The sequence below is a fragment of the Vampirovibrionales bacterium genome, from assembly GCA_016712355.1.
Lineage (GTDB): Bacteria > Cyanobacteriota > Vampirovibrionia > Vampirovibrionales > Vampirovibrionaceae > JADJRF01.
The window spans coordinates 34,016-56,125 of the sequence record JADJRF010000006.1 but is presented as its reverse complement, the minus strand read 5'-3'; the positions used below and the strand labels follow the sequence as shown (position 1 = coordinate 56,125).

Below are 22,110 nucleotides of genomic sequence, written 5' to 3'. Positions count from 1 at the left end.
ACCTCTATGGGATTCTGCGTGTCAACGGCGCGGTCAGAACCTCAAGGCCACCGACATCCAGGGCGCCGCCATCAATGTTGGTGATCTGCAACCCGAGGGTATGCCATTGGTTGTTCAGTCCGATGTTCGTGCGATGGACGATCATACCGTTACGGATACCAGGCTTCGGGTAATGGGTCCGCCCTTGCACTTCATCGTATATTGGCGTCATCGTGATACCGGCACGCTCACGCGCCCGCAGGTACACTTTATCGAGCCGTTGGAGGACATCCTTATCCTGGGACGTGGCCCCGGTACGGATCGTGACCGCAATTGGTGTATCCCCTGGATCAACGGTTCCCTCGACGCGGTACAACACTCCAGCCAACAGTCCATAGGTTCGGCCGTGCGCCCGGACCAACCGCTCGAAGTAGAAGTTCGAGAGCGTGGTTACAGCGCCGGTGGTCAGGTTCACCGCGTAGACCAGTCCGCCGGTGATAGTCTCTGCCTTGCTGAGCGATCCGGTGGCGGATACCTGAGCAGCCGCCGCGCCCTGCATAACAATGGCATTCGAGAGATTCCCGGCTGCCGCCGCCACCGAACTTGCGAGCCCGGCAACAGCCAACGCTTGATCAAGCGCGCCAGCCACCGTGGCCACGGCTTGAGCGGCGCTGGCTAGATTGGAAACGCTGGATAACTGGCCGCTGGCTGCCGCTTGCGCTGCCGCAGCTCCCAATAACTCCAACGCCATCGTCATGTTGGCTGCTGCCGACGAGATATTAACTGCGTCGCCGGAAAGAGCTGTACTTTGTTGCAATGACGCAGACGCAGACGCCAGCGCATTAGCGGCGCCAGCAATGGCTGTCAAAACATCCAGTGCGCCTGTGGCGGTAGGTGCCATCGAGGCCGCTGCGGAAGTCTCAATTTGACTGCCTAAACTGCCAGAAGCAGTAGAGACCCCTAAGGCGTTACCCTCTAAATCTGCTGAAGTAGGAATGACCGGGTGCGGGACTGGAAGATATACAAACGGCGTTTGATGCTTCCAAGACGGGGTAGGCCGGTCAATAACCCTGACAATCCCGGTAGGCACAACTTATTCCTCAAACACAAGTTCTGGGACGACGGAAATACTCACACCAGCCAAAACCTCTATGCCTACTCGACCTCCGCCCGGTACTGAGATTTCATTTCCGAGAAACGACTCGTAATACCCGCTTTGTGGGTGGACTTCTCGAACCGCTAGCACATCTCCGGCAGTCGGTTCCGCCGTAGCCGTGTGTGATGCGGTACTTTGAATGGTTTCTGTCGCAATGTTGCGTTTGATCAGTGTCAGCGAAGTCATAGTGCCAGACGTTGTTTGCCGCAGCAACCGAACTCGTAATGGTGCATCAGTGGGAGCAATCCCCTTGCACATTAACCCCCACGCCTTAATTTTTAGCCGCTGATTGGTCGGCGCGGCAATTTGTAAAACAGTTTTAGCGGAAGTACCACTGGAGATTTCTCCAGGGCTTGCAACTAATTCGATACCAGCCATAACGGCCTCCTAGAAAAATCCAATCGGATACAAAGATAGTGGGTCAATATCTAACGTGTTTACTTCAGGTAGATAGGAATAAAAAACACTCCTATGAATGTCAGCAGCCTCCACGGCACCAGCGTTATACGTCCATTGCAAAGAAACAAAATATCCAGCATCATTCACAGCCATATTTAGGGCTTTAGTTTTCTTTTTAAAGAGATTACTAAAATACCCGTCATTTCCATATATAGCCAGCCCCGGCTCAACCACCGTTGACGGCGAGGCCAAGAAAGGAGAAAACATAAAATCAGATACACTAGGAATAGCATAAGTGATAGTTATCGATCCGTTCCCACCTGGATAACTATAGCCTAATGAATTTATTGGGGAGCTAGGCCCAACCTGGGGGTCAACGCTAGCTGCGGCATAGTTACCAGTTTCAGCCAGGGTATCTAAATCTTTAGACCACGCATAAGTATTATTTGGGTGTGTTTCAGTCAAGTCTAATAAATCCGTCGATGCAAACGTATTGACCGAATTAAACGAATCTATAGTATGATCTACTGAGTCATGTTCTGTTAAAGAGTTAAACGTATAGGGCAAATCAGGTCTTACTGAGGTAGCAAATTGCGTCCTAACCTGCGTTGTCGTAATGCTTTGCGTTGGTTGAAGATAATCAACATATATAGTGTCACTATGGTCTCGCGTGCCCCATTCCTTATAGTCATCCCCTTCTCTACGTATATCGTAGTTTATTTTATTCCACACTAATACTGAACGAGCTACATCCAGATAACGTAATTGAAACTCAAACCCGATCACAGACTCACTGGAAGTTTTCCCAAACCTATTATTCCCATCATAATACCCGGTTTTGTGTGCATAGGATAAATAAGTTGATCCACCACCAGTAACTCCATAGGTTACGTCATATAAACCACCATCCTCATAATAATTATAGTATAGAAACTGTTGATAGCTTCTATCAAAATCTAATTGTTCTACTAAAACAGATTTATGTGGGAGTTGAATAGTAGACTGATATGATCTTTCCAACAAAACTTCTGAATTATTAGAGTAAGAGTAATTTTCTTTTCTACTAATCGTCCAATAGCCAACAATCGGGTCTCCAGGAGAATAATATTTTGCCCACTCGTTTAAATCACTCCCGGTCGAGGTATCAGCCTTATAGTAATAGTGGATTGTTCTTTGTAGAGTAGCGACAATTAATTCATTATCATCCGAATAATTTGCTCCTATGGGAGCTGAAAACGTAATATCAGTATTTTGCTCGGTCCTAGTTCCAGTTTTAGTATGACTTACATTCCAGAAAAGATACCCGCCTGGATTCGGTGTAATATCATTTTCATTGATAGGTGACGTTGTTTTTACGTCATCGTAAGTGCTTACGTAGGATTGGCGACTGATCTCCTCCCAGCTATACTCCCCTTCGTTTTCTTCTATGGAAAATTCAACTAAGTGTGTAGTTAAAAGATCATTTACATCTCTCAGATAGATCAACCCGCCGCACTTTGTTGCGTCTTGGGAAAAGCGCCACGGCCATCCAGCTAATACTTCTCCGAGTATAATAGTTCCTAAAGTTTTTTGTGGAACATCGCCGTCTTTTCGATAGCGTATCATCCAAATTGAATTATAAGAAGACAATAGAATTAGTAAGTCTTTATTTTTATGCTGTATTACGTCACATATTAAAGCTCCTCCAGGTTCTCCTAACGATAAAAAATCCTTACCATTCTTATATAGATTGACTGGTACTTTTTGTATAAAACCTGCCTGTTCCGTCATATACGCATAGCCTATGTTAAACTCTACTATATAGGCTGGATAATACTTTAAGTTTTTAACTATAAAATCAGCGAAAAATTCATATTCAATAACCGGAAGATCACATGACCCGGAATGCCACCAAGAATAAACATCTCCTCCTACCGCTCTATACTGGTTTCCATATCGCGTATTCTTTCCGGTTTCTACTATAACCTCATCTGGGATACTATATTCATTATCTGATTCGTCTTTTGTATACTTAAACTTCTGTTGTGTTATTGAATTAACCTGCACCGGCCAATCCATTGGTAACTCTTCAGGCTCTCCAATAATATACGGAAGCGATTTAACGAGTGTTTTTGGTTGTTCGTTTTCTTTATATAAAGTCCAATACCCGAAAGGCCATTGTCCACCATTAAAAGATTTTTCATAAAAAAGAAAATGGTGGAACGTAGATAGACCGCCTACGATCTTTATATAACCCATCTCCTCAACAAATTGAATGTGGATGGACGTACCATCATCCATAATATATTGTCTTTGAACAACTCCCATGTCATATAGAGCACGCGCTTTATTTCTAGCCCACGCAACCCAGACAGGGTTAGGTAGCCCGTCCAAGGTAAGCCATTCGATCATGGAGCGCATGAACGTCAAGCCCCCGTATCGATGACTACAGTGGGCGGGATGTACGGCGCCAGTGGCGAGCGCTGTCGAATGGCGCCTCGCATCACGGTCAGATGGTAGGAGGTGCCTTGGTGATGGAGGATCGCGCCGGTGGAGTAGCTGCGGGTGTCCGGGGTCAGGGCGGCTTCCGTGAGGTTCTCGAACGGCGGGAACCGACACGTTCCTCGATCCGTACCGAACACCAGTCGTCCGTCTTTATCCCAATCCACGGTATCCGGGAGCGCGCCATACTCGGCGATCTGCTGTAGCGGTGGGCCGTAGGCCGCGATCAACCGATCGGTCCCGATTACCAGCGCGCCCCCGCCTGGGCCAACAGAGTGATGCGCCCGGCGACGAGCTGAAGGTCGGCCTCGACATCGAACAAGTGCGGCTGGTCAGGCTTCGACCAGTAAATGACCGAACGATCATATTCAGGCTCCCACACGGCTACGCACATCCGGTTTCCGTGGGCAGCGATCATGGAACCCTGCGGGGGCGGATAAAGGTCGAAGGTACGAAGATCAGGGCCTTCCACTGGGGTAATGGTGAGCGTTCCAGACCCCCCGGAAAGCGTCATGGCCTGATACACAATATCCCCGTCAGGCGGGCTGACGTAGGCCACCGTATCGTATCCGGCCACTTCGGGGCTAGTGACCACCAGACCCTGCCCGGCAGCGAGTTCGATGGTAGCCACCCCGAGCGTTCCGCCCATTCGTCCATCCTGGGCAAACAACGCACAGGCCACAAGATATGTGCCGGGTTCCAAATCGCCGGCAGTCGCCGACAACGTTGGGATATCCGCCGTGGGTACGCCCCAAGGCACCACGCGATCCGGGTAGATGCACCACTTGGCCGTCTCGGACATCGCGAAAATGGCCGGCCCCAGCTCCGCCCACTGGAACGGGGCGCCGCTGAACCCGGTGGCCCGCGCCCGACTGGAGCCATCCGCAGCGACTTCATAGAGCACGCCGGTCGAGGACACCACGAACAGCCGTCCGTCTTGCGTCCCAAAGGCATCGGCGACGCCCGTGGCGAACTCTGCATAACCCGGCCGCTGGACAAGATACCTTGCGTTATCGCAAAGCGCGTTGTCTGCCCCGATCTGCCACTCCATCCCGAGCGCGGTCGGATCGACGCGGTTGTTGATGCCTTTGAAGCCGGCTATGAGGCCCATGCCTTATCCCAACACCACCTATCAATCATCGATCTGGAAGGTAAGCGTCCCAGCGGCAAACGACGCCGTACTTCCATTGGTGATATTGCGGCTGGCGGTCAACGCGGCATAGAACAGCAGGTTGCCGCTGGTGCTCGCGTCGGATACCCCGAAACAGACCACGGTGCCCCAATCGGCGGTCGCGGCCGGAAAGGTGATGGTGCCGTTGTTGCTGGTGGTGCCGCCGGTGCCGCTGGATGCGGTCGTGCTGCCCGCCGACTGCGTGCCCGCCCAATTCGCAAGTGAGGATGTGACCGCTACGCGCGCATAGCTACCCCCAGTGACTTCCGTGCCAGCCGTACTGTCGGTCGGACAAACCGTGTACAGACCTATGTAGAGCGTCGCCGGGAACGTGTACGACTGCGCCCGCAGGAACGCATCGATCCATTTGTTTTCCAGGTAGTTAGATACGTCCCCAGCATGGGCCAACCCGGAGAACAGAGTTATGGCTAGTCCGATCAGCCCGTATTTAAAACCATTATGACCTTTCATCTTTACTACCTCTCAATAGATAAAACACATAAACAATTAAGCCCACTTCCAAACCTCGGCTATTATAGAACTTTAACCTGAATAATAGCACTGCGATCTATATTCGTTCTACCCAAATCAACGGCACCAGTCTTTGTCGTAGTAACCCTATGGGTTACAGAAATCTGAGTCGAACCAGAAGACGGCTTGACACATACAGCATAGGCAGTTTGATACTCTGTTCCATCTAACGTGATGGGCCCTACGGATGTTGAATCAGTTTCAATAGTTCCGCCAGTAATCAATGCGGAATGCGCTGTGATCGTTTCACCGGTAGTCAACCAATCGTCATAGACGAAATAGACCCAATCGGATGAATCCTCATCAATTGGGTCATTTTTAATAACTACCGGCTTTTTTCCATCGTGAGTGTAGACCATGTCATTTATGTCGGGTCTGCAATCTCAACATCAAACGCATTCACGGTCACAGTTCCGCCGCTAGTCAACGCTTGGCTGGTGCATGTCGTCATCCAGATATTCGTCGCATCAGTCAAAACAACGTGAGTTGCGGTGCCGCTTCCAGTAATAGAGATACTCGCTTGCTGGGCAACCGTCAATTTACGTCCGCTTGTATCGCCGTTGGCAATCGTGTAATCACCGTTTCCAGCTCCAGCCGTCAGCGTTACATTAGCCAGTGTTACCGCCGCGATTCCAGCATGGTTCGCCGGTTCTGCGGAAGTGACGTGCAGCGTGGTGCAGTTGTCAAGCTGATTCAGGTAAGCATCCAGGAAATGATCTTCGACTTTCTTAGCCATTTGCGGCCACCTTCGTTTTCACGTTTTCAGGATATACAGTCACGCGCCGACTCGGGTCAATATCGGGAGCGGCATCGCGGCCTTCAATCTCGATAAACCCGGCACGGTAAATCGCGTCAACCTCGGCATCGGTCAGAGCCGGGTAGTCATCGGTTTCGATGGTATTGCCAGCGCGCAAGACCAAACCATTGCTAGTCCGGTACGGGAGTTGAGGAACGTCTTTGACTGTAATAAGCATTAGGATACCACTCGTGTTGAAGGGGTTAAAAGAATGAATCTATCAGCAGGAGTCAATAAAACATATCGATCCGATGCGCCAAGCACGATAGCGCGTCCAGTCGGAACTTGCAATAAACCAGACGAAATACCAGCCACGTCAAACCGATTGGCTTGCAATAAGTCTGCTGGGAATATTACATGCGCTTGAATCAACCCCGGCGAATCCATTCCTTGCGCGTGCAATAGGTCGGCTGGCGAAAGACCGAAAATCACATCAAGCAACGCGCCTTCCATTACCTGTTCGTGCAATAGATCGGCAGGGACAAGGATAAAACCTTGGAACAATTCAGGCGCATCAATCGAATTGACGTGAGTTAATTCGGCGGGCGCTATCGTATGCGCTTGCGTCAATCCTGGCGACTCGATAGCTTGAGAACTCAATAGATCATCAACCGACAGACTACCCAAAACCGCCAGCGTCACGTTATCAACTGCTTGAGCGGTCAATAGCTCGCTTGGCGAAATAACATTGGCTTGTACGATAACCGGCGAATCGAGAATAACCGCATGATCCATTCCAGCAGGAATCAGCACGTTGGACTGTACGATAACCGGGGAATCGATGGATTGCGCATTAAGCGCATCGTTGGGCGCGATAATATGCGCTTGCAACAATAGCGGCGCATCCATCGCTTGCAGGGTCATCATTTCATCCGGCGATATATCCCCGGCAACAACGAGCGACACGTTATCAATCGTTTGCGCGTGCGTTATGTCGGCAATCGCCAGCGTATGCGCCTGTATTAGCGTCGTAGCATCCAGCGTGTTACCTTGCAGTAAATCAGCAGGGGATATAACGGACTGCTGTAATAGCGTCGTTGCATCCAACGATTGAGCGTTTAGTGCGTCATTTGGCGTTAAAGTGGAAGCCTGCGTGATTGTCGCGTTATCAAATGTTTGTGAATGCAGCAAATCAGTTATCGCTAGCTTAGCGTCGTGGCATCCATCGAATTGATTTGTAGCAACTCGGATGGAGAAATAACGGACTGCTGTAGTAATGTTGTCTGGTCTATCGCTTGTGTATTAATCGCATCATTTGGCGTTAGAGTAAACGATTGTGTGATCGTCGCGTTATCAAATATTTGAGAGTGCAATAATTCAGCAACCGATAAAATATGAGATTGTAGCAAGGTTGCCGCATCCATCGCTTGCGCGTGCTGCATGTCATTTGGTAATACCGTTACTGTGCCAGCAGACCCCTTTACCTCAATGGCAATAATTGCCCATTTTTGGTTTGTTGGCGCTGACATGCCAACAGTTTTGGAGCCGGCAGAACCGGCATCCGCATAATATGCTACAGCCACCCCATAATGGGAATTATCGCCGGGAAATCCTGTTAAATCAGATGGACTACCAGCCCCTCCGCTGCTCGTAAATGTTTGAGAGCCTGTTGATGCGTTCCAGTCGGATGCTATTACAACAATAGCACTATTCGCTTGGGTTGTAGTGATAGAAACTGATGGGGTTCCGCTTGCCCCATTATTTATTTCAGTTGCACCAATACCAGAAGAGCCAGAAAATCTTACTGCATTCCCGCCGAAATAAGCAATCGCGCCAGTTTTTGTTACGTTAATAGTGATCGTTTCATTTGCTGGAGCTATATATGTCGATGCCCTTGTGTAGCAATAATTGCTAGTATTAAATACTTCCTGGTTTGTAAATGAACCGGCTCCATTTTCAGTTTCGCTAGTTAAGCCTAAATAATTTTCAGACGCCGACACTAATACAATAACATCATCGCTATTTATTGATACCGCGCTCATTGCGGTTTTAGACGATCCGTCCGAGTTAAATGCCGTTGCGTATTGAGCAATAAAGGTCGGTGCGGCCATTATTCCACCCTCCCCCACTGGTTCTTTTGCTGCCCATAATCCGCTAGGATTTGGCGGAACTGTTTGTACAAGCGACTCAGACCACGTCGACGGTGGGCATATCTCAAGAGGGATGCTACAACTATAGACTGGTGGATTGCCTCCGTCTGAAATAATATCTCCCAAACAGCATTCATACCCTGACGGCGGAATAGCCCTTGCCCGTGCGTTAATGACTTCGCCAGACTGGACGGGAACATCAAGAATGTGCTGCGTTGTAGTGATGCCATTTGCGCTTGCTCCATTGGCTTCAAGTTGAATCGTTGTGCCGGATGGCCAATCCGGACTGGCATCCCATGCGAACGTGATGTTCCGGGCGTCCGTGACATTCGCGCATAAAGTCAGAACGATAGTCAGAAAGCAAGTCCAAATACGCGCCCTGTCTTTATTAATCGCATTTCTAAACCTCGCATCAGACTTATAGAGCCGTCTTGCTTTGTTCTCACAAGCATCTAATGACTTCCCGACCAATTGAGCAAATTCTGTATGAATCATTGTCTTCCAACGCTCAAACAAAAGCTGCTCTTGATCGGGAGTCCAACGAGCAAAAGACATCTTACGGGCCGGTGCGGATTAGGTTGATTGAAAACCTGCTGGCGTAGGCGGCGTGGTAGCAGGATAGTCAGCGGTCGCAGTGACCCATCCAGACCATGCAGACACAAGAGCACCATTCACGTTTTGAGCCGCTACTTCCACTGGATCACCTGGATTAGCGGTCACGGTCGTTGTCCAACTTGGCGAAGTCAGGCTCGGGGAGATAGTCTCTGCACCGCCGTTGACTCGGTACTTTGCTGAGTAGCTCGGCGTGTCGCTTGGATTCCAAGTAGGCGTATTCCAGCCAACGGTGAGCTGGTAGGTATCGGCGAAGGCAACCGATGCCGCCAACATTAAAACAAGAGTAATAACGCTTTTCATTTCATCACCTCATTTGGGAAGCCATGGGGATAGTCCATCCAAATACGCCTGGCTCCCAGACGTTATTACCTGATCCATCAACGCCAGTCACGTACCATGTTTGCCCGTTGTGCGTTACTTGATCTGGTTGACCAGTAAACGGATTTACCGCCTTGTAGGCGTCATACTGATCGATGGGCTGTTGCCACGCTTCGACGACTCGTGGATTGCGAACTCTCCTGATCAGTGCCGGATAGGTTGATGGATGCGCGCTATAGGTCGAACGATTGAAGGTCTGGATGCACCACCAAAGCGTATCGTCGCTGTATCGATAGAGTGTGTTGGCCAGCGCGTTTCCGCTTGTTGGAAGTGCTTTGGCTTGATCGCCCCACTGTGCGCCTTGTGCCGCGATAAGCGCCTGAGTGCGGGCGACTGGATCGCCTGAGCCAATATCAACGGCTACGCCTGGGATTGCCTGCACTGCCGCCTCGAATATTGCATCGTCCCATGCGTGTAGCGCGGCATGGGTTGCACCTGGGCCCGCATAAGCGGCTACCGAGAAGTTGTTTGGACCGAAGCCTGCTGCTTCCGGAGTAGTGTTTGCGGAAAGGAGATTAGCTACTGGAATGACTGCGACCATACTCATAACGTCACCCCTGTTTTTCCTGCAACATAGGATTCAGCGGCTAATATTTCATCAGCAGAAGATAAGGCTCCACGAAAAATTATTGAATAAATCGCACCCTTATATCGAAGGGTTCCTCCGCTATATGTTCCTAGATAAATCTTAGCCGCAGGTCTGGTTCCAGTACCTTGATCCCCGGTGCTTGTTGCTTGCTGGACCCCATTCCCACGAATGATATTGGTGTCTGTTGATATTTTTGATAGCGCTGTTATTACAATCGGATATGATGACGGAATAAAACTTGCTGGAGATGGGGTTAATGACCCGTTAGACACAGATTTTATTTCTGTGCTAGTAGCATTAAGGTCAATAGCCAGCCTTCTTGGAAATGCTTGCTCTAAGTTAACAAGCATCCCTCTTGTTCCTGATGCGAGTGTGCTTGAAAATCCACAAAATATAGATATTTCATCTGTGCTAGTGAAATCAATAACATCAGTCTCCAACCAATCATCAACTCCGTCGAACTCAAGGTAGTAATATCCGCTTCCATCTTGACGCAGAACCGGGCGGGATGCTGCTGTTGCTTGAGTGGCATGGTAGCCATTACCAGATATGTCTAAAATCTTTCCGACGGGCTGAGCTACAGCGGTCACTGGTGTCGTGCCTGCCGAGTCCTGAAACATTGTCAAAAAGTTTGATATGTCATATATGATGCCAATCTCGCCCGCTCCGAATAGCAGCGATACAATAGACACAGTAGACTGCTTATTAAAAGCCCCCGTTAAATAGCCTTCCTTTAAAAAGGCCAGAATTAAACAAACCGCCAGTTAAGCTCATTTTTCTATCTCAACATCACATTAAAGCCACGGAAATATGGGCCATGGCATTCCTGATTTATACCATGCACTTGCAAGCCACAAAATAACTGCTAGCCCATTAACGAATGCAGCAACAATAATAGTTTTCAATATCCTGTTCTGTGCAATTTCATCGTTTTGAATGTGATTCAAAACGGCAATCTGCATTTCATTGACTTTGTTTGTCACGTCATTCCTAACAGCGGAAACGTCATCACCGATTTGATGCACCATCGATTCCAGCTTTTCGCTTTGTTTTGCGTTGTACTCGACCCTTGAGCATGAGTGCCCCCTATATCAGCGTCATGAAGCGTATCAAAATTCGCCATTTCACGATTAGAAACGATCAGCTCGTGGATTGCGTGGTCATCTCCGTCCATTACGGAATCCCGGCACGTCAGGCAAATTCGCACCGACACACAGCGCCCGCCATCCTTGAACCTTTTCAGGATATGGCCCGATCGACCTCATCCATTCGCCGATGCTGATCGCCCGGCACATGATCAATTCGGCGGTTTGGTATTTGGCGTGCTCAATCGCCACGGTTTGATCCGTAACTTGATCTACGAGCGGTTGAAGCCCATACACCCGACGAATAATCCGCTTGTGGCTAGCAATAGGGCCCTCATTTTCCGCGCTCCTTCCGCTTTTTCGCATCGCGTCGGCGATTCCGCCACCAGGGCCACCAGCCGCCAAGGCGGACTCCGGAATAAAAAGTCCAGGCAAGCGCTTTAGAGAATCCCGCGTACTGCATCGCCCGATAGAAAACCTTGTCGCACTGATCGCGAGTCAGGTATTGACCGGCGACGCAGTTATCTTCATAGAGCTGATCGTGCGGCGTTGCCGGCAAATCATAATCATGTTGGTCGCCGAAAATGATTGAGAACGCACGACCAAAGCTCGCCCCGTCGATTTCCAGTCCCTTTTTGCATCTGATGATGCCTTCCACCGGATCGATATAGCGGAAATCCGTAGTCAGCCTTCGGTATCGCGGAGAAACATAGACTGTCATCAATTCATCTGGAAACCGCTTTTTGTCGATCATTTTAGTAGCCTGTCGTTGCAAAAATCAGGACGGGCATCATTCCAGCCTATGCACTCCGCCCCAGAATAGCTATATGGCGCATAATCAGCAAGCGGAGGCGGCTGTGAGCACGTCCACTTTGCTGACTCCTGCGACCACTGCCAAGACAGCAACCCAGCGCCAAGACCGCCAATAGCAGCCCGACAGGACCGGCAGCTAGACCGCCCAGGGTCGCCCCGGTGCCGATCCATCCGCCCCAGCGGGCACCACTCGCAATGGATTGGCACGTCTCGACAGCTCCTGCGTCTCGATAGCCCAGCGCGATACCTTCCATCACAAACTTAGCGGCAACGGCACCGGGGAAACCCAGCGGGTTTACTTCAAACGCACCGGGAGAGGACTGCAATATCGCTATGGACACCCCGGTATCGACGACATGCGGGGTCATCCAGGGAATTCCGTCATCGGCAATGCAAGGCGACGAAGCGACGCAAGCAGCGAGAATGAATGCTTTCATGGCGCGCCCAACAGTCGGCCAATGATCACAAACAGGGACAGTCCAGAGAAAATCAGTGTCATCGTGATTGCAAAGAGAATAGCGTCTTTCATTTTGTCAGGTGCTTAACGGCCCACATGACCGCCTCTTCCGTTTTCGTCTTGGCAAGAGAGAGTTCACGGGATTGACCGATGCTCTCAATCAGCTCATGCAATTCCAGCCCTTTATCTTTGATGGATTGCATCATGTTCTTTTCGTTTTCGGTCAGCACCCGGTATTCATGGCGCATGACGTTGTTAATGGTACGATCATCGCTTTTGCTATCGACAAATGGCTTATAGCCTGGGGCTAGTTCAGCGGGATATTCAGACATGTTATTACCTCTTCGTCATTTGATTCACAACGGAAAGCCACCACTCGGAAACCGCCACTTGCTCCCAATACGCCGCTTGGTAGCGCGCGTCGGCCATGGCGAGGATCATGTGGAGATAGTATTTCATGACTTAAATCCGCCCGCTTCCCTAATCTTCTCGACATAGACTTGATTGACAAATTGCCCGGTGTGATTCTTGCGAGGACTGCCGGCATTGTAAGCAGCAACCACGCCTTCCATGCCGTGCGAATCCTCATACCTGGATCGCAGATAGGTAAGATGCTTGCAGCCACAATGCAGGCCGACAACCGGATCGCACAATTCAGACAGGAACGTCCCCTTGAATCCACGTTCCCGCGCAACCTGCCCCATGACCTGCATCAAACCCCAGGACATGGCGCGGGCATGGGTTTCGGTTTCTTGGGAGCATGGATAGATGGGCTTAAACAGCCCTCCTAGAACGTACCGCGCGTAGAAAGTCGGTTCATAGCGGATCGCGGACGGATCGAAAGCAGATTCGACCTGAACAATAGCGGAAATCAGGTTGGCCGGATGACAATGAATGTCGGCAGCCTCTTCGATGATCTTCAAGAGTTCGGCGCGGGTGGTCACGACTGAAATCCATCCTTCTCGAATAAGCGGCGTTCCGCAAGACGGCGGCGCTTCTTGTGCGGTGAGACTACTTGCTCGCCGGTCGCCGGGTCAATGTCCTTGTCCCACCGCTCGAACTGGCCAGCGGCGGCGGCGTACCAGTATTGGTTGAGGAGGCGAAGCAGGGTAGAGCCTTGGAGAGCGCCAAGACCCTCGTCGGCCGCGAAGCACACCAGGGCGTCGAACATGCTTTGAGTGATTGGCGCTGTCACCAAAGAGTTGACACCATCGGCGAAACGCTCAAGATCGCTACGTAGCAGGTCATCGGCTTGCGCCGCCGTCAGGGTCATCGAGAACCGCTCGCGCGGGAGGATTCTGTGGCCCCACCCAATCGTCCAGTGGCCGGCAAAGTCTTTGTAGGGTACTGAGGCCATGCCACCCTGCGGACCTTGCTCGAACTCGTGCAGCAGGTCCAGCGCTGCTTGGGATGGAGTCATCGTGTCAGTGTCGGTCATTCGCCACCTCGCCAATTCTCAGCATGATACACCTATTTGTTAAATTTCACAGGTCCGCCGCGTACTTACCCGGCGACCAGGACACGGGCGGTAGCGTCTCGATGACGGCATTGAGATTGTCGATAGCCCTCCCCAGGTCTTCAGGCAATTCTTCGCCGCCCGGTAGATCGTCATCAAAAAACAGTCATCCAGTTTTCTGAAGCGGTTCGGCTCGCAAATAACAAGACGTAGTGATTCTATTGAGCATTCATTATCTTCAGTGAACTCATTCAATGCGTCTTCACTAAAGAAATATTCATCGTATCCTTCGGAATAAAGCGGAGTTTCTCTGTCCCATGCCTTGCGCGGCATGGCGTTGTATTCTTCATCGGTCATAATTCAGCCCTTGCAAGTTATTGTGAAAGAAACTCATCAATCGCATTCTTTGCATCCATCCACGTCTCAATCCTTGCCGACAGCCCACCGCCAGCAGCGACGGCGGCGCTAAACTGATTTTGCTCGTCGGACAGACTTTCCTTCGGTCGCTTCACTTCCAGCGCGCCCATGGTTCCGCCTTGCAGCATAATAAGCAAGTCCAAGCAACCCCTTCCCATCCATCGGGTCAAGGCCATGGATGAATAGCCGGTAAAACCAGACCCAGAACCCCTTAATCCTTCGCCCACCGCCGTTGATTCTCATCACGATGAGAACACGCGGATCGTGGCGCAAATACTCAATAATCTCGGCTTGCCGGTCTACTTCTAGTGGATTGGCTGGCGTTAGACTGGATGACTGTTTATTTGCCATGCCCTACATCATTAAAAAGCCGCATCATCTCTTCAGCATCAACTTCCACTTGCTTCATTTCATCTTCAGTCAGCGGAATTAAAATAGGGCATTCCGCTTTACAGGTCAGCCAGCGCCCAAAGTAGTTTTCTGTACACCATTCTCTAACAGAGTAATCGAACCTATGGAACCACGCAACGACCTCATCATCAACGATGATGGCAATTCCGGTTTCTTGGTTCACTTTCTAATCCTCCTTACCATCGCCAGACTCTGTTTTTTTTACTGACTCGAACAGTATGCACTTAGTTCCTACCGGGAAATTAGGTCTAAGCATCCCGCAAAATGTCCGAAGTTCACAGGTATCTGTCCGGTACTCATGACAGTATTTGCAGTCAAAGCATGATTTTTCTAGCATTGCTTTTAACCATTCTCACCATCGCCTGACTCCGCTTTCTCGACTTTTCGTTCTTCTCGCCGCGCAAGAGCACCGCGAAAATATCTTGTGGGATGCCCCGCATGGGGCGGCGTTTGTCAGGACGCATGTTATGTTCCACGCGGAAAATACAGAAACTTGGTTTTCCTTACATGCAGGCATCGCTTATCCTTTTTCATGCGTCTGCCGACGTTGTTAAGAAATGGGTAAATGAGAACAACCGTTAAAGTCATTTTCATGTATGCTTTTTCTATTTCATTTTTTGTCATAGCTACACCTCTCAAAAAGGCCAATCAGGAATCTCAACCGACTTGCCGCGTAGATCGTGCGTGCTGTCGGTTAGGTATTCAATACGTCCATCGCGAACGAAGCAATGGCATTTCAACTCACCTGCTACAGAATAGAGTGACGGGTTAAAGTAGGCTTGTCTTCGTTCTCCTTCCATGACCAACCATTCCTCCCAAGCGTTATCCCGTGGGAAGTGTTGCACGCTGGACAAAAGAACATCAGACCGCCTTGGGTCTTGCGGAGTTTATTACCGATTGCTGACATTGTTTACACATTAAGAGAAATTCAATAAACCTTCTTGATTGCGCGCGTCGCATTCATCCGTAAAGCATGAATCGCATAGCGGCCCCTTGTCCTCTACATACATCGCATCCTCTTCGCATCGTCCGGTGGGTTCGTGGCAAACACAACAGGTTTGCCGAGTTCCTGGAAAATGTTCCGTGTTCCAGTTCCCTGCTCACTTTGCGACATAACGTGTCGATAACCTTTGGGCCATGTGTATACGCTCATTTCCCATCATCCTCTTCCGGGTCTATCCATCCACCAATCCTTGCTAGCCGGATCAATTCTTTTCCAAGCCTTGCGGCTTCATCTGGAATTAGTTCCATATCCCGGCTCCCCTCGATCTTAATCAAGTCTCCCTTGGTACTGAGCACACCCTCCGCAAAAACATCAGCGCCGCGCGCGCCGTAGATGCGGGTGACTTTGGTTGTTTGTTGTTGGCTAAAAGTCGTCCCGCCAGCAAATCCAGAAAAAAAGCGTCGATAACGAGGTGCGGGATAATCCCCTTTGGATCGACGATACCGGAATCAACCATTGGCTCGCGAATAGCTTCCCAACAGTTGATCGCTTTTTTCAAAAGTTCGGGGATGTTTTCGTTATTCATTGGCGCGCATTCCATTGTTGGATAAGGCTATCAGGTTCTCCGTCAATTACCCCGACCTAAAGGACGGGGCTTGTGGCTACACTCGGACACTCCATCGTCGTCATCGTGCGCTACGATAGGCTAATTGACATTAGCCCTTGCAGCGATATTAATCGCCGCGTTTTTATCCGCATTCGCAAGATGTCCACAGGAGACACATTGAAAACGGGATTGGGTTTTGCGATTGGCTTTTCCGTATGCCCACAGGCCGCGCATTGGCGCGAGGTATTGCGGGGGTCAACATACTGAACCGGAACGCCTTGCAGCTTCGCCTTGTATTCAATGAACGATTGAAGCTGAAAGAACGACCAACCGCTGTGCTTTGCTCTGTCGGGTTTCCGAACCGTTGTCCGTTCGCGGATATACCGGAGATTCTCCAGAGCAATCCCGCGTTCGGTGTCTTTGGCTTTCTCGACAAGCTGTTTAGAAATAACGTGGTTCTGATTTTTCCTGAACCGAGATTCGTTGCGCCGGATTCGTTGCAAGTGGCGACGGGCCGACCGCGACCCACAGGATTGCAGGTCTTTCCGCAGGTATGATAGCGACGACGGATGTTCTCAATCCCTTCTCCAGAGAACGATTCACCATCCGAATCGCTAGCTATCTGGACGATACCCAAATCAACGCCAATAAATCCCTTGGGGTCTATCGGTGGTGCAGTCGGGGTTTCGATGACTACCAGAAGATAGAAAACCCCATCCACAAGAACCAAATCGGCCTGTCCGTGGCCACGCCCAAATTGAACTCGTTGGTAATCGCCCATCTGCATCGCAACAGTCAACCGGCCTTGCAAGGTAAGGATGCTTGCGGCTTTCAATCCTTTGAAACTCAAAATACGCTGGTCGTAAACGACCGCTCCTGTGGTCTTAAAAAAGCACTGCTTAGATTTGTCGCGCTTGTAGGCTTCAACAACTTTTGCAATCGCACGAATAGTCAACTGTGCCGACAAACCAAACTGCTTACGAACATGGTCATACACGAGTTTCTGCAAAACAAACTTTGACGCGCATTTTTCCCGAAACGCCACTTCCGCGATGTAGTTACACGCATCATTGAAGACACGCATTGTATCTTTCAATGCCGCGTGTTGGGTTTCATCCGGGAGTAATTTGATTTGCAGTACGATTTTCATATTGACGATTATACTCACAAAGGAATACAATGTCAACTACATCACATCAAATCGATATCGCCCTATGGGCGATGCGCTATCCCTCCCCGCCGTAAACGACGGGGCATCCCGCGCAATAATGGTGAAATCCGACGCCGCATTTTGAATTTGTGCAACTAATCCATCCAACTCCATCATCTCCATCACCGGTTTCAAAATCGTATTCGTCATATTCAAATTCCGCTTCGCTCCCGCAAAATGGGCATTTCCTCAATTGCTGTTCATCCATATTTAGCGGCTCCAGTTGCTCATGGTTGAAGATATGCAGCATTCCCGGTAGCTCATCGAACTCGAAGACATACCGCTGTTTCCCGGCTCGCGTCTTAAAGGCCGCGACCACCATGCCGGTGGCTTCGTAGCTCCCGCCCACCTTGTGGACCCGGCTTCCTACCTCGAAACTAGCTTTCATTCACCACCTCGCTCCAAATCGCCACGACATCGCCGTGCTCTTTGCATGGCCAAATGTCGGACAGCCTGCCGTCTTTATTTATCGACGCAAAACTAAAACCAATGACAGCCCGATTGCAATGCGGGCAAACCAACATCGGCGCGAACGGTAAATTCCGCGATTCTAGGCGTTTTCCTGACGCGCCCTTGGCACCCCTAGCGGCCTCCTTCGTAGCGTGGCTTCCTGGAGCCGATTTGGCGGCTTAAATCGCCAACCGTAGCCAGTAGGCTCGATAGGTCTCCGTCCAGGACGGCATATAGGTTCTTCGGGAGCCGGTTCGAGGGGCGCGGCGGGCGCTTGCGGTGGGCGCTCACTGGCCACCGCCGGCGTGGAAAATCCTGATTTGTTCCTCAAGCCTGAGAATTCTCCGTGCCGATTCAGCAAGAACAATATCCGCATCTCGGTCTACTTCAGCGGGAATTCTCTTTGTGAACTCATCAGCGATTGCTTCTTTGCCACGCGCCACTGCATCAGACAACGCATTAAGCCTTTCACACAGGGCCGCGCTTGGCACGTCTTCAGGCTTGTTGTATTTAATACTCATTCACCACCTCGCTCCAAATCGCCACGACATCGCCGCATGTTTTGCATCGGTAAATGCTAAATGGCTTTCCGTCTTTTGTTTCAACAAAGTCCATGACAGCCCGATTGCAATGCGGGCAAACCAACGTAGGCGTGCGTCGCACTGAGTAAACTGGTGGATCGCTATGTGCTAATTGATTTTCCATCATTGCTTCTCGCAGTATCTCAGATTTAAAAGACACGGACCATCAGGAAAAACCACTAGCCCGTATTCCTCAGATTGCATTCTTGCAACAAATCCTTTTTTACCAGCGCAACGCGCTTGCTTGCTTTGTTGCGAATACGCAGCTTGCGGCGGCATGAAAAGCACTAGATCGCCGTACTTGAATCGCTTGTCGGGTTGCATGGGCTGGTAATACATTCCTATTCTCCGTCGCTTTTATTGTCAAGGTCTTCTATGAATTTATCTATTTCATGGACCATGCTTACAAATCCATCCCATTCTGCTGGACCTATCAGCAATCCATGACTTGATCCGATATGCCCGATGCTCACCCATCGCGGGCCATTATACCGCCTACCCGCATAATCCAGTTCGCCGATTACGATTGTACTTTCGTTGACAAAGAAAGCCGTTTTTCCGTCTGGGTGGTTAAATCTCATAAATCAATTCCTCGATTGTTTCTTTTCGTTGGTGCCGGTAAATCCCATGACGGCAAACCGCCGGCCATTGATTCAAAGCGCGCATACTGGCCAAAAAAACGTAGCGGGATAATCCCAAGAACTCCGCCGCGATGTTTCCTAATCAGCAATTCCGCGCAACCCTTATCCGGGCTATCTGGATTGTAAACCTCATCCCGGTATAGCATGGCGACAACATCAGCGGATTGTTCCCACTCTCCAGAGTCCCGCAAATCGGAAAGCATCGGGCGCTTATCAACGCGCTCTTCAAGTTTCCGAGAGAGTTGCACAAGAGCGATAACCGGGCAAGAGAGTTCTTTTGCTAATCCCTTCAGCGCTCTTGCCACCGCCGATTGCGCGTTCTGGCGATTCTCGCCTCCGGCTTCAACCAACCCAGCATGATCGACCACCACCAGATCAATCTTCCCTTCACGCCGTTTCAGCCGGCGTGCTTTCGAGAGAATATCGGAAAGCAGCGGGGAGCCTGTTTCGTCGAACCACAATTTCGCGTCGGATAATTGCGTGACGGCTGATGTTAGTCTCGACCAATGTTCGTCATCGAGCTTTCCGGTTTGCAAGTGGCTAAGTTCGATATTCCCGATATTCGCCACCAGCCGTTCAACTTGTTCGGCATTTGGCATTTCGGCGGTAAAATAAGCCGCTTTCCCACTATCGGCAACAATGCGCGCCGCCACCTGCAATCCGATGACGCTTTTCCCCATTGCCGGTCTCCCGGCAACAAGATACAACTTCCCAGGCTTTAATCCGCCAGTCTTTGCATCGAGATCAGTAAGGCCAGTTTGTGAGCCTTTCGGAGCTATTCCTTCAAATCGCTGATCGATGTCATTCACAACAGCCGGGAGCAAGGTCTTAATCGGAACTAATCCAGATTCCAATCCAGCCGCATCGGCGACAGCATCAATCGCGGATTTGAGTTGCGCAATCGCTTTTTCCGCGTCATCACGCATCGCCCACGATTGCAAATCAGTTCCGAGTTGAATCAATTCCCGACGCCGTGCCCGGTCTCGAACGATTCGCGCATAGGCCATCACGTTCGCGGCGCTGGGCGTATCTCTTGCGGCAGTTCCGATATAGGCCCAATCGCCGTCTTGCAAAGTCCCTTTCGATTCCATCCACTCTGCAATCGTGAGTAAGTCAATCGGCTGGCCCGCCGAGTCCATGGCGGTCATCGCGCTGAAAATCCGCCGATGCAATTCTTTTGAAAAGTCGCCAGCGGAAACGATTGCCGAAACTTCGGAGAACGCGATGGGGGAAACTAGGATGCCGCCAATAACCGAGATTTCGGATTCAATGCTGGCCAGAAGTTGATTTTCCATTAGCGACCCTCCATGACTTTCAAGATATTGGCTTGCTCAAGCAGCCAGTCAAATGATGCTGCCCATGGATGAGCATAGCCTTTTTTCGCAGGTGCTCCACCGGTCATGAGCGAATCTTTCAGAACGTGATCGATCAGTCTTTCCCATCGATCAAAATCCCCGTCGATTTTTTTGAATAGAAAATTCTTGGCTGCTTCGATCCGATTATCTGGCCAATGCCGCAATTCAGCAAGCCGATGCAATCCATGGCTAGGGCATTTGCGGTTCCAGATTTCCCGCATTCGTTCGACGGCTTGAATCTCGGACGCCGAGAACGTCAGCGGTTCGTCAACCATGAGAACGGCGGCGGCGGTGGCGGAACCGTCGCGCGCGACAGTTACCACCTCCTCCTCCAATCTTCCAAGATCAGGAGCAGGAGCAGGAGCAGGAGCAGGAGCAGGAGCAGGAGCAGGAGCAGGAGAAGGGGCATTGCTTTGAGCATTGCTCTTAGGAATGCTCGTAGCATTGCTCGTAGCATTTCTAGCATTTCTTGGGGGCGGCTCTATGTCATTTTTCCTTTCCCATCTTGCACTTGCGGCTTTTCTTGCCTTGTCTGATCGGTCTGGAGCATGAACCACATAGCCGTTATGCTCTTCCCAGTCATGAAGTTCGTAGACGCCGTTCCGAGAGTCCAAAAATGCTAGCTCGACGAGCTTTGTGGTCAACGCCCCCGGTGCCCCGGTCCATCTTGCAGCTATTTCTATGGCCCTGGAGTTCATGCCCACGAGCTTTCCGGTTGGCTTGTTGATAGCTGAAAAACACCATAATCGCTGTAATGATTCAACTCCCTGATAACCCAAATCCTCTTTAAGCACTACTGTTTTCCAATGATCCCAAAAACTCACTGAAAGCCGAATATCAGAATTCATCCCATCCACCACTCTCTATTAGATTCTCTGTCTGATAGCTCAAACGCGCGTAAATACGGCGCAAGCTCGGGGACTGCATGATTAGGGACAATTCCACAATCGATGAGATAGCCGCAATTGACAAGCCGCTGAATGGATGTTTCCGGCCATCTTCCCGGAAGAGAGCGGATCATGTTTGAGAATTGCCGATTGTTTAGGAGGGTTATCAGTGCGACTAGATCGGTCTTTGTAAGCCGCTTATCGTGCGCGGCTGACTCCATGATGAGCGCGTTGAGCGCCAGCCGTTCGTTGACCTCTTTCCAGAATCGCCGATCTTCGAGTTTCACGATGTTGCTAGTCTTAGCGCTCATGGTTGCCCCTCTATTCGCATTGCACGATGGAAGGCGTCTTGAAACTCATCGAATGAAGCGTGAGGGTTGTTTCTGAACCATGTCCACAACGCGAGCATTGCAAGGCTGTTCATGATTAGCGCTCCCACGTTAAAAAACTGGAAGCATGGAAAGCTGATGTGTTATAATATAACATTGGTCAATTTCCTAGTTGAGTAGGTTCTTGGCAAGACGTGCCGGGCTGGCTGGCGTCATAACTCCGAAGTTTGACCTCCTCCCCGCCGTAAACGACGGGGATTCCTGACATCGCTATCAGGGTTTC

Annotated in this window: 28 protein-coding genes and 1 pseudogene; all 29 read right to left on the bottom strand. The window is 50.4% G+C overall.

What is annotated here, in order from left to right:
• Window positions 1-4: 4 nt before the first annotated feature.
• The 29 genes and pseudogenes from IPK79_13595 to IPK79_13455 all read right to left on the bottom strand — a co-directional run bounded on the left by IPK79_13595 (window position 5) and on the right by IPK79_13455 (window position 21,809).
• Window positions 5-880: a hypothetical protein gene (locus IPK79_13595; protein ID MBK8191466.1), complete on the bottom strand. Its 876-nt coding sequence runs from the start codon at window positions 878-880 to the stop codon at window positions 5-7.
• Window positions 881-1,072: 192 nt separating this feature from the next.
• On the bottom strand, window positions 1,073-1,513 hold the full coding sequence (locus IPK79_13590) for a hypothetical protein (protein ID MBK8191465.1): 441 nt from the start codon (window positions 1,511-1,513) through the stop codon (window positions 1,073-1,075).
• A 9-nt stretch (window positions 1,514-1,522) separates the two neighbouring features.
• Window positions 1,523-3,934, bottom strand: coding sequence for a hypothetical protein (locus IPK79_13585; protein ID MBK8191464.1), 2,412 nt, complete (start codon window positions 3,932-3,934; stop codon window positions 1,523-1,525).
• 5 nt (window positions 3,935-3,939) lie between these two features.
• Window positions 3,940-4,245, bottom strand: a complete 306-nt coding sequence (locus IPK79_13580) for a hypothetical protein (GenBank protein MBK8191463.1) — start codon at window positions 4,243-4,245, stop codon at window positions 3,940-3,942.
• A gap of 14 nt (window positions 4,246-4,259) precedes the next feature.
• On the bottom strand, window positions 4,260-5,126 hold the full coding sequence (locus IPK79_13575; protein ID MBK8191462.1) for a hypothetical protein: 867 nt from the start codon (window positions 5,124-5,126) through the stop codon (window positions 4,260-4,262).
• Between the two features lie 21 nt (window positions 5,127-5,147).
• The gene (locus IPK79_13570; protein ID MBK8191461.1) at window positions 5,148-5,657 is read right to left on the bottom strand and encodes a hypothetical protein; all 510 of its coding nucleotides are present in this window, start codon (window positions 5,655-5,657) and stop codon (window positions 5,148-5,150) included.
• A gap of 62 nt (window positions 5,658-5,719) precedes the next feature.
• Window positions 5,720-6,076, bottom strand: a complete 357-nt coding sequence (locus IPK79_13565; protein MBK8191460.1) for a hypothetical protein — start codon at window positions 6,074-6,076, stop codon at window positions 5,720-5,722.
• 5 nt (window positions 6,077-6,081) lie between these two features.
• Window positions 6,082-6,453, bottom strand: coding sequence for a hypothetical protein (locus IPK79_13560; protein MBK8191459.1), 372 nt, complete (start codon window positions 6,451-6,453; stop codon window positions 6,082-6,084).
• The gene (locus tag IPK79_13555; protein ID MBK8191458.1) at window positions 6,446-6,691 is read right to left on the bottom strand and encodes a hypothetical protein; all 246 of its coding nucleotides are present in this window, start codon (window positions 6,689-6,691) and stop codon (window positions 6,446-6,448) included. Before IPK79_13555 ends, IPK79_13560 begins: the two co-directional genes overlap by 8 nt.
• Complete coding sequence (locus IPK79_13550; protein MBK8191457.1) at window positions 6,691-7,644, bottom strand: hypothetical protein; 954 nt, start codon at window positions 7,642-7,644, stop codon at window positions 6,691-6,693. The genes IPK79_13555 and IPK79_13550 overlap by 1 nt, the downstream gene beginning before the upstream one ends.
• 11 nt (window positions 7,645-7,655) lie before the next feature.
• On the bottom strand, window positions 7,656-8,564 hold the full coding sequence (locus tag IPK79_13545) for a hypothetical protein (protein ID MBK8191456.1): 909 nt from the start codon (window positions 8,562-8,564) through the stop codon (window positions 7,656-7,658).
• 612 nt (window positions 8,565-9,176) lie between these two features.
• On the bottom strand, window positions 9,177-9,518 hold the full coding sequence (locus IPK79_13540; protein ID MBK8191455.1) for a hypothetical protein: 342 nt from the start codon (window positions 9,516-9,518) through the stop codon (window positions 9,177-9,179).
• A 4-nt stretch (window positions 9,519-9,522) separates the two neighbouring features.
• Window positions 9,523-10,137 (bottom strand): hypothetical protein, encoded by a 615-nt coding sequence (locus IPK79_13535; GenBank protein ID MBK8191454.1) that lies wholly within the window; start codon window positions 10,135-10,137, stop codon window positions 9,523-9,525.
• A 2-nt stretch (window positions 10,138-10,139) separates the two neighbouring features.
• Window positions 10,140-10,877 carry a hypothetical protein gene (locus tag IPK79_13530; protein ID MBK8191453.1) on the bottom strand — a complete coding sequence of 246 codons (738 nt, stop codon included), beginning with the start codon at window positions 10,875-10,877 and terminating at the stop codon, window positions 10,140-10,142.
• Window positions 10,878-10,979: 102 nt separating this feature from the next.
• The gene (locus tag IPK79_13525; GenBank protein MBK8191452.1) at window positions 10,980-11,213 is read right to left on the bottom strand and encodes a hypothetical protein; all 234 of its coding nucleotides are present in this window, start codon (window positions 11,211-11,213) and stop codon (window positions 10,980-10,982) included.
• 391 nt (window positions 11,214-11,604) lie between these two features.
• Entirely contained in the window at window positions 11,605-12,024 is a 420-nt protein-coding gene (locus tag IPK79_13520) for a DUF1353 domain-containing protein (GenBank protein ID MBK8191451.1), read from the bottom strand.
• 584 nt (window positions 12,025-12,608) lie between these two features.
• Window positions 12,609-12,872, bottom strand: a complete 264-nt coding sequence (locus IPK79_13515) for a hypothetical protein (GenBank protein MBK8191450.1) — start codon at window positions 12,870-12,872, stop codon at window positions 12,609-12,611.
• 123 nt (window positions 12,873-12,995) lie between these two features.
• Entirely contained in the window at window positions 12,996-13,493 is a 498-nt protein-coding gene (locus tag IPK79_13510; protein MBK8191449.1) for a lytic transglycosylase domain-containing protein, read from the bottom strand.
• Window positions 13,481-13,960: a lysozyme gene (locus tag IPK79_13505; GenBank protein MBK8191448.1), complete on the bottom strand. Its 480-nt coding sequence runs from the start codon at window positions 13,958-13,960 to the stop codon at window positions 13,481-13,483. Before IPK79_13505 ends, IPK79_13510 begins: the two co-directional genes overlap by 13 nt.
• A gap of 57 nt (window positions 13,961-14,017) precedes the next feature.
• Window positions 14,018-14,353, bottom strand: coding sequence for a hypothetical protein (locus IPK79_13500; protein MBK8191447.1), 336 nt, complete (start codon window positions 14,351-14,353; stop codon window positions 14,018-14,020).
• A gap of 17 nt (window positions 14,354-14,370) precedes the next feature.
• Window positions 14,371-14,550: a hypothetical protein gene (locus IPK79_13495; GenBank protein ID MBK8191446.1), complete on the bottom strand. Its 180-nt coding sequence runs from the start codon at window positions 14,548-14,550 to the stop codon at window positions 14,371-14,373.
• 203 nt (window positions 14,551-14,753) lie between these two features.
• Window positions 14,754-14,987 carry a hypothetical protein gene (locus IPK79_13490; GenBank protein ID MBK8191445.1) on the bottom strand — a complete coding sequence of 78 codons (234 nt, stop codon included), beginning with the start codon at window positions 14,985-14,987 and terminating at the stop codon, window positions 14,754-14,756.
• A 1,111-nt stretch (window positions 14,988-16,098) separates the two neighbouring features.
• Window positions 16,099-16,353, bottom strand: coding sequence for a hypothetical protein (locus IPK79_13485; GenBank protein MBK8191444.1), 255 nt, complete (start codon window positions 16,351-16,353; stop codon window positions 16,099-16,101).
• A 120-nt stretch (window positions 16,354-16,473) separates the two neighbouring features.
• Window positions 16,474-17,524, bottom strand: a pseudogene (locus IPK79_13480) (transposase).
• A 76-nt stretch (window positions 17,525-17,600) separates the two neighbouring features.
• Window positions 17,601-17,972: a hypothetical protein gene (locus tag IPK79_13475; protein ID MBK8191443.1), complete on the bottom strand. Its 372-nt coding sequence runs from the start codon at window positions 17,970-17,972 to the stop codon at window positions 17,601-17,603.
• 349 nt (window positions 17,973-18,321) lie between these two features.
• Complete coding sequence (locus IPK79_13470) at window positions 18,322-18,555, bottom strand: hypothetical protein (GenBank protein ID MBK8191442.1); 234 nt, start codon at window positions 18,553-18,555, stop codon at window positions 18,322-18,324.
• Window positions 18,556-19,192: 637 nt separating this feature from the next.
• Entirely contained in the window at window positions 19,193-20,551 is a 1,359-nt protein-coding gene (gene dnaB, locus IPK79_13465; protein MBK8191441.1) for a replicative DNA helicase, read from the bottom strand.
• Entirely contained in the window at window positions 20,551-21,459 is a 909-nt protein-coding gene (locus IPK79_13460) for a hypothetical protein (GenBank protein MBK8191440.1), read from the bottom strand. The genes dnaB and IPK79_13460 overlap by 1 nt, the downstream gene beginning before the upstream one ends.
• Window positions 21,456-21,809, bottom strand: a complete 354-nt coding sequence (locus tag IPK79_13455) for a hypothetical protein (protein MBK8191439.1) — start codon at window positions 21,807-21,809, stop codon at window positions 21,456-21,458. The genes IPK79_13460 and IPK79_13455 overlap by 4 nt, the downstream gene beginning before the upstream one ends.
• Between the last annotated feature and the right edge of the window lie 301 nt (window positions 21,810-22,110).

Excerpts from the sequence above, each read along its gene's own strand:
- IPK79_13595 (MBK8191466.1), bottom strand. The coding sequence starts at position 880 with ATGGCACCTACCGCCACAGGCGCACTGGATGTTTTGACAGCCATTGCT.
- IPK79_13590 (MBK8191465.1), bottom strand. The coding sequence starts at position 1,513 with ATGGCTGGTATCGAATTAGTTGCAAGCCCTGGAGAAATCTCCAGTGGT.
- IPK79_13585 (MBK8191464.1), bottom strand. The coding sequence starts at position 3,934 with ATGCGCTCCATGATCGAATGGCTTACCTTGGACGGGCTACCTAACCCT.
- IPK79_13575 (MBK8191462.1), bottom strand. The coding sequence starts at position 5,126 with ATGGGCCTCATAGCCGGCTTCAAAGGCATCAACAACCGCGTCGATCCG.
- IPK79_13570 (MBK8191461.1), bottom strand. The coding sequence starts at position 5,657 with ATGAAAGGTCATAATGGTTTTAAATACGGGCTGATCGGACTAGCCATA.
- IPK79_13565 (MBK8191460.1), bottom strand. The coding sequence starts at position 6,076 with ATGGTCTACACTCACGATGGAAAAAAGCCGGTAGTTATTAAAAATGAC.
- IPK79_13560 (MBK8191459.1), bottom strand. The coding sequence starts at position 6,453 with ATGGCTAAGAAAGTCGAAGATCATTTCCTGGATGCTTACCTGAATCAG.
- IPK79_13555 (MBK8191458.1), bottom strand. The coding sequence starts at position 6,691 with ATGCTTATTACAGTCAAAGACGTTCCTCAACTCCCGTACCGGACTAGC.
- IPK79_13545 (MBK8191456.1), bottom strand. The coding sequence starts at position 8,564 with ATGGCCGCACCGACCTTTATTGCTCAATACGCAACGGCATTTAACTCG.
- IPK79_13540 (MBK8191455.1), bottom strand. The coding sequence starts at position 9,518 with ATGAAAAGCGTTATTACTCTTGTTTTAATGTTGGCGGCATCGGTTGCC.
- IPK79_13535 (MBK8191454.1), bottom strand. The coding sequence starts at position 10,137 with ATGGTCGCAGTCATTCCAGTAGCTAATCTCCTTTCCGCAAACACTACT.
- IPK79_13525 (MBK8191452.1), bottom strand. The coding sequence starts at position 11,213 with ATGGTGCATCAAATCGGTGATGACGTTTCCGCTGTTAGGAATGACGTG.
- IPK79_13520 (MBK8191451.1), bottom strand. The coding sequence starts at position 12,024 with ATGATCGACAAAAAGCGGTTTCCAGATGAATTGATGACAGTCTATGTT.
- IPK79_13515 (MBK8191450.1), bottom strand. The coding sequence starts at position 12,872 with ATGTCTGAATATCCCGCTGAACTAGCCCCAGGCTATAAGCCATTTGTC.
- IPK79_13505 (MBK8191448.1), bottom strand. The coding sequence starts at position 13,960 with ATGACTCCATCCCAAGCAGCGCTGGACCTGCTGCACGAGTTCGAGCAA.
- IPK79_13500 (MBK8191447.1), bottom strand. The coding sequence starts at position 14,353 with ATGACCGATGAAGAATACAACGCCATGCCGCGCAAGGCATGGGACAGA.
- IPK79_13485 (MBK8191444.1), bottom strand. The coding sequence starts at position 16,353 with ATGAATAACGAAAACATCCCCGAACTTTTGAAAAAAGCGATCAACTGT.
- IPK79_13475 (MBK8191443.1), bottom strand. The coding sequence starts at position 17,972 with ATGAAAGCTAGTTTCGAGGTAGGAAGCCGGGTCCACAAGGTGGGCGGG.
- IPK79_13470 (MBK8191442.1), bottom strand. The coding sequence starts at position 18,555 with ATGAGTATTAAATACAACAAGCCTGAAGACGTGCCAAGCGCGGCCCTG.
- dnaB (MBK8191441.1), bottom strand. The coding sequence starts at position 20,551 with ATGGAAAATCAACTTCTGGCCAGCATTGAATCCGAAATCTCGGTTATT.
- IPK79_13460 (MBK8191440.1), bottom strand. The coding sequence starts at position 21,459 with ATGAATTCTGATATTCGGCTTTCAGTGAGTTTTTGGGATCATTGGAAA.
- IPK79_13455 (MBK8191439.1), bottom strand. The coding sequence starts at position 21,809 with ATGAGCGCTAAGACTAGCAACATCGTGAAACTCGAAGATCGGCGATTC.